5 protein-coding genes are annotated in these 6,355 nt (G+C 36.6%); 3 read left to right on the top strand and 2 right to left on the bottom strand.

The window, feature by feature from the left end:
- Positions 1 to 135: 135 nt before the first annotated feature.
- Positions 136 to 1,533: a DUF2157 domain-containing protein gene (locus AC3DU7_RS21535; protein ID WP_488041349.1), complete on the top strand. Its 1,398-nt coding sequence runs from the start codon at positions 136 to 138 to the stop codon at positions 1,531 to 1,533.
- Between the two features lie 175 nt (positions 1,534 to 1,708).
- Positions 1,709 to 2,416: a GDYXXLXY domain-containing protein gene (locus AC3DU7_RS21530; protein ID WP_488041348.1), complete on the top strand. Its 708-nt coding sequence runs from the start codon at positions 1,709 to 1,711 to the stop codon at positions 2,414 to 2,416.
- Positions 2,417 to 3,100: 684 nt separating this feature from the next.
- Here AC3DU7_RS21530 and AC3DU7_RS21525 read toward each other — a convergent pair.
- Positions 3,101 to 4,117 carry an adenosine kinase gene (locus AC3DU7_RS21525; protein WP_488041347.1) on the bottom strand — a complete coding sequence of 339 codons (1,017 nt, stop codon included), beginning with the start codon at positions 4,115 to 4,117 and terminating at the stop codon, positions 3,101 to 3,103.
- Positions 4,118 to 4,445: 328 nt separating this feature from the next.
- Positions 4,446 to 5,144, bottom strand: a complete 699-nt coding sequence (locus tag AC3DU7_RS21520; protein ID WP_488041350.1) for a hypothetical protein — start codon at positions 5,142 to 5,144, stop codon at positions 4,446 to 4,448.
- A 195-nt stretch (positions 5,145 to 5,339) separates the two neighbouring features.
- Here AC3DU7_RS21520 and AC3DU7_RS21515 point away from each other — a divergent pair.
- The coding region (locus tag AC3DU7_RS21515) for an NADH-quinone oxidoreductase subunit M (RefSeq protein WP_488041346.1) at positions 5,340 to 6,355 on the top strand (1,016 nt) is incomplete at its 3' end.

The following is a 6,355-nucleotide window of genomic DNA, read 5'->3' as shown; positions in this document are numbered from 1 at the left end:
ATCATAGCGCTACGCGCAAGTTAGAAGTTAGAAGTAATCCCTGACGCTCCTTTGAGTGTTGATAATTACACTAACCTATTTGCATAGTGCTATACCTCTATTAGATACATTTATATTACTTAATTTAGCAATAAAATGATTACAGAAAAGTTTCGTCGCCAGCTCCGTAAAGAAGCAAAACTATGGCAAACAGAGGAATTAATTAGCGATCGCTTTTATCAACAACTATCAGAAAGATACCAGTTTGATGCTTTGGAGCAAACTGCTAGCTCTCGTTTTATTACTATCTTAATTTCTCTAGGTGGTATTCTTTTAGGATTAGGTATTATCACTTTTGTTTCTGCTAACTGGCAACAGTGGTCGCGAGAAGTAAAAGCATTTCTATTATTAACTTTATTTATCTTAGTTAATGCCTACGGTTTTTATCTCTGGCGACAGCCAAATAATCTACCGAATACTACCAGTAAAAAACAAAGATTAGGTCACGGACTTTTAATATTTGGAGCATTAATTTTAGGGGCAAATATAGCATTAATGGCTCAAATGTTTCATATCGGTGGTTCTCCTTTCGGATTATACATTGTTTGGGGATTGGGAGTTTTGGTAATGGCTTATAGTTTACAACTAGAAAGTCTGGGAATTATGGCAATCCTTTTAATAGGATTAGGCTATTTAATGGGTGTATCAACAGTATTTTCTTCTGTGGAATTTTCCTGGTTACAGGCAATTATTAAGTATATGGCTATGGTGGCAGTATTTTTGTTAATACCACTAGCTTATTGGTGCAGTTCCAAGATTATTTTTTTTCTGGCAACATCGATCTTATTACTAGCTCTAGAAATTAGTTTGTGGCAATTTTTTTACTTATCAAATAATGGTTTGTGGGGAGCGATCGCTTTGATTTTACCTCCAGCTTTATTATGGGGGTATGACGATACTATTTTGCCTAAAATAGATAGTCGATTTTTTCAACCATTAGCCAGAAGTTTAGCTATTTGGTACTTGAGTATTGGATTTTTATATTTATCTTTTCGGGGAGTTTGGAATTATATTTTAACTGAAAATTTGATCAATAGAAATACATCATTACAGCTGAGTTGGTTGACTTTAATTGAAGTTCTAATATTTATAGGTTTTTCTATTTGGGAATGGCTGAATTTAGCACGAACCAATAGAACAAATTCTCACCGTTGGCAATTAGATTCAGTCAGTAGTGTGATTTTGGGCTTCATTGTTGTAACTACAATATTATGTTTCTGGCATTTGAGTATCAATGAAATTCCAGAAATAGCAACTTTTATCATAAATATAGAAATGTTTCTTTTAGCAGCAGGTTTAATTAGAATTGGATTGATGCGAGGAATTAGAGGAGGTTTCTGGGGTGGTTTAGTATTACTAACTTTACAAATTATCTGTCGCACTTTTGAGTATAATACCGGATTATTACTTAAATCTTTTGTATTTATCTTATGTGGTGTAGGAGTTATAGCTGCTGGTTTATGGTTCGAACGCCATTTATTATCTAAGAATTAAGTAGCTATCGGTCTAAAAATTTGTGTATAGATTTGTCTTATTCTCCGTAACATTCTTTTTCCAAATTGGTATTATAAAAATAGCCAGAGCGGTAAGACTTATCCTAATAATGAATCTTACACTAGGCAATGTTTTTTCCACTGTTCCCTGTCCCCTAAGAAAAGAGAGAATGAACATGAAAATTATCAATCCTTTTGATCGAAACAATTTATCAACTAAAGAATCTGATTATTCTGAAGAATTAAACCTACCTATTAATCAAACAAAATCTTTGAAAACTCAGATGCCAATTTGGCGATTTATTTTGCCATTAACTGTACAGTTAGCACTGATTTTGTCAATTCCTGCTCAAGCTATTTATACTACGATTACAGGTAAAACAGTAGTTTTACAAACTGTGCCTGTAGATCCCTATGATTTTTTGCGAGGCTATTATCAAGTTTTAAATTATGATATATCTCTCAAAAATAATTTGAGTCAACTTCCTGGTTGGAATAAATTTGAATTGGAAAGTTCAGGAAAATTTTCTGCACAAAATCCAACTAATATTTATGTGATTTTAGCTGCACCTGAAGCAACAGAAAATTTAGGCATACCCAAAGCATGGAAACCTGTAGATGTAAGTGCAAAACCGCCTCAAAATTTGCCAAATAATCAAATATCTATTCAAGGTAAATATGATGGTTGGAGAGTTAAATATGGTTTGGAAACTTATTATATGCCCGAGGATAAACGCGAAGATATTAATCGGAATGTTCAAACCGCACGAACTACTGTTAACTCAGAAGGTGAAATACCTTTTGTAGTAGAAGTAAAAGTTAATTCTCAAGGCCAAGCTGTACCTCTGAGTTTATGGGTACGCGATCGCAACTACAAGTTTTAATTGAAGAAGGCAGAAAGCAGAAAGAAGAGAGCAAAGTTTGAAGTGAAGAAGTTTTAATAACTAATCGTCCGAACATGATTTTATGCCAAAATCAGAAGCTTATTTTGCGTTGGTGAATTAAGGTATGATTTGATAAAAGAGTGATCGCTGCGAATATCTATAGAACCCCTGAGTGGTATCTTTTGAGTAAAAGGTATACTTAGGGTTTGCTGAAAAAAGTTTTTTGGTAAGGGTAGGAGCCAGAATCCAGAATCCAGAATCGGTGAAGTCAGGAGGAATGGGAATTATAGAAGAAGTAGTCAGAAGAATCGTCTGCTGATTTTTCTGCCATAATTCTCCAAAAATGCGCTCCTTTTTGAGCATGAAGAGCTGAAACAGGCGCACTTTTTTAGACCTCAAAATGCTAAAGCCTTTGCCTATAAATGCTTTGATATTTAATCAAATCAGCAAACCCTACTTAAGTTATATCATGTTCGGATGATCACTTATAATAAAGCCAGAATCATTACAGTAGAAGTATTCAAACTTTCCTCCTGGATTCTGAATTCTGGATTCTGGCTACTCCTCTGAAAAAAAAGACTTTTGAGCGCAAACCCTACTTACACTTTGGAGGAAGAAAGGCAAAAGGCAGAAGGGAAGAAAAGGCTTAAGATTGAACCATTAACCTGAAACCTAGAAAGTTCGTCAATTAGCAGATGATATTACTTCCTGAAATTTATCTACCCAAGAACCTTCTAAACGCGGACCTTGAATTTCTACAACAGCAGAAGCTAGATAATTTCCCCAACGTGCAGCTTCAGTGGCTGTGTAACCATGAGTAAGACCAAATAACACACCTCCAGCAAAAGCATCTCCTGCACCAACAGTATCGATCGCTTTCACAGAAAACCCTGGTACAGGAGTAATTTTTTTATCTTTTACAACTAAACAACCTTCCTTACCATTAGTAATAAAAGCTGTTTCTACCAACTCCCCAATTTGAATAGCACATTCTTCTAAAGACTCAATTCCGCAGAAACTACGAGCTTCATCAGCATTGCAAAATAACACATCACAATAATTTGACGCTACCTGGCGGAAGTCATCAGCAAACATATCTACTAAAAACTGGTCAGAGAAGGTAAAACAAACTTTAACCCCTTGGCGTTTAGAATCTTCCATTGCTTGAATACAAGCCTGCTTTGTATCCGGCCCAGTCCATAAATAACCTTCTATATAACTGTATTGACAACGCTTAATTTGTTCTGCATCAATATCACTAGCACTGAGACTCACAGATACTCCAAGATTAGTACACATGGTACGTTCGGCATCAGGAGTTGTCAGTACCACACAAGTACCAGTAGGTCCATTTCCTGTAGATGTAGGAACTACATTAAATTCAATTTTGGAGTCGAGCATATCTTTGCGGTACAACTCACCATTAAAATCATTGGCGACTTTTGCCACAAAAATACCTGTTCCTCCACTCTGAGCGATCGCTATCATCGTATTTGCTGCCGACCCTCCAGAACGCTTTTTTAAAGAGATATTTTCCAGATCCTGTAATATTCCTCCTTGTGTGGGAGCATCCATCAGGGTCATTCCGCTTTTTTGCAGAGAATGTTTAGCGATCAAATCTTCTTCTACAAATGCAAGGATATCTACTAAGGCGTTACCAACGCCAAACACATCTAATTTTTGGGTGTTTTCTGCTGTCATCTATTGTTCTATTATTTAACCACTTAGGCATAATATCATGTCTAGATAAAATTTAGGGTATGGGTAGTGTGAGAGAGGGGGGGCCACCCCTAAACCCTCCCAGAAAAGTTAAGATCGAGAAAAATTTGGCAATGGCGCATTGGTTGAAACATTTTTTTATACCAAATTAAGGGAATTTGAGATCGCACACATTAATTTTATTAAGTTTTATCTTTTCTTTTATGGGTTTAATACCCCACCGTCAACAGGAGTGCTTAAAATTCTTTGGGGTGAGAATCCCCATACAATTTTCCCTTCTGCCTCCTGCCTCCTGCCTCCTGCCTCCTGCCTACTGCCTACTGCCTACTGCCTTCTTCAACCTTTGAGCAATTCTCAAACACATATAAAAAGTAGCAATCAAAAATACTTCAGCAAAAATTTTAAATATTTCCTCAATACTCCTGAGCCATTCCCTTTGCATTTCTTGAGTTTCAGTTAACAAGTTTGAAGTTTCTTGACCTTGGGTGAAAAAATCAAGTGCAATGGAACAACAAGCTAAAATCAAAGCAATCTTAAAATAACCAAAAGCCTCTCGATACTGATAAAACTCCTGACGAAAATAATAAATTACCAACAAACCAATAATCCCGTAAATCACAATAATTAAATCATCAATACTATCTGTCAAAGCAGTTTCCTGAATTTGAAACATCCAATGAATAAATTTATCTAACCTTTCATGAATTTGAATTAGTTCATCCAAAGCGCAGAATACAAAACCAAAAGTCAAAAACTGCCAAAGTCTTTGATAATTCTTTCCAGGCTGAGATACCTCTTTTCTGCCAATTCTTAAACGATAAATTTTCCAGTTAATTCCAGCAATAATTAATAACTGAATACCCGATAACCAATTAATCAAAGACCCCTCATCAAAATATCGATATGGTCCCTTATCCAATAGTATTGCCCGGAAAATAACAGCAGCGATCGCCACAAAATTCACAAATAATGCGATCGATAATATCTTTTTAGTAGAAAATCCTGACATCAAAATTATTATTCAGCTTGTATTGTATGAATATGTGTTCTATATCACAAACAAGCCTTGAATAACCGTTTATAAGTTTAACTTATGTTATAATTTAGATATAAATATTCATATTTTTTTCAATATTTATTTACAAACGTTTACAAAGTTTAGTAACATGGAAAAAAACAAAGGTAAGTATTTGTTCTCACTGTTATGGAAACTCAATTTCCCTGGCTGACCACCATTATCCTATTGCCACTTCTGGCTGCCCTACTCATTCCCGTCATCCCTGATAAGAACGGAAAAACCATGAGATGGTATGCCCTTGGCGTAGGAGTTACTGATTTTGCACTGATGTGCTATGCCTTCTGGAATAACTACGATGCCGGCAACTCCACTTTTCAACTTGTAGAAAAATATGCCTGGCTCCCTCAGATCGGTCTAAGTTGGGCAGTATCAGTAGACGGTTTATCTATGCCACTGGTACTTCTAGCTGGCCTAGTGACAACACTATCAATATTTTCGGCGTGGCAAGTAGACTACAAACCGCGTCTTTTTTATTTTCTAATGTTGGTGCTATACTCCGCCCAGATAGGAGTATTCGTAGCCCAAGACCTAATGCTACTGTTTATTATGTGGGAACTAGAGCTAGTTCCTGTCTACCTACTAATTTCAATCTGGGGTGGCCAAAAGCGTCGTTATGCTGCAACAAAATTCTTGCTCTACACAGCAGCAGCTTCTATATTTATTCTGGTGGCAGCCTTGGGAATGGCCTTATACGGTGGCGGCAATATTACCTTCGACATGGTTGAACTAGGTCTGAGAGATTATCCACTGACCCTAGAGCTTCTACTATATGCAGGATTATTAATCGCTTTTGGAGTAAAGTTGGCCATTTTCCCTCTACATACATGGCTACCTGATGCTCACGGCGAAGCCTCTTCACCTGTATCAATGATTCTGGCAGGTGTATTGCTGAAAATGGGTGGATATGGATTAATTCGCCTCAACTTGGAAATGCTCTCTGATGCTCATGTTTACTTTGCTCCTATTTTGGCAATTCTGGGTGTCGTTAACATTGTTTATGGTGGGTTGAACTCTTTCGGCCAGTCTAATATGAAGCGCCGTTTGGCTTATTCATCTGTGGCTCACATGGGCTTTGTTTTATTAGGTATTGCTTCCTTCACTGACTTAGGTGTGAGTGGTGCTTTACTACAAATGATTTCCCA

The organism is Okeania sp. (genome assembly GCF_983059655.1).
Note: the sequence above shows the minus strand (reverse complement) of the source record. Positions and strands in the feature narration are given on the sequence as shown.

Excerpts from the sequence above, each read along its gene's own strand:
- AC3DU7_RS21525 (WP_488041347.1), bottom strand. The coding sequence starts at position 4,117 with ATGACAGCAGAAAACACCCAAAAATTAGATGTGTTTGGCGTTGGTAAC.
- AC3DU7_RS21520 (WP_488041350.1), bottom strand. The coding sequence starts at position 5,144 with ATGTCAGGATTTTCTACTAAAAAGATATTATCGATCGCATTATTTGTG.
- AC3DU7_RS21530 (WP_488041348.1), top strand. The coding sequence starts at position 1,709 with ATGAAAATTATCAATCCTTTTGATCGAAACAATTTATCAACTAAAGAA.
- AC3DU7_RS21535 (WP_488041349.1), top strand. The coding sequence starts at position 136 with ATGATTACAGAAAAGTTTCGTCGCCAGCTCCGTAAAGAAGCAAAACTA.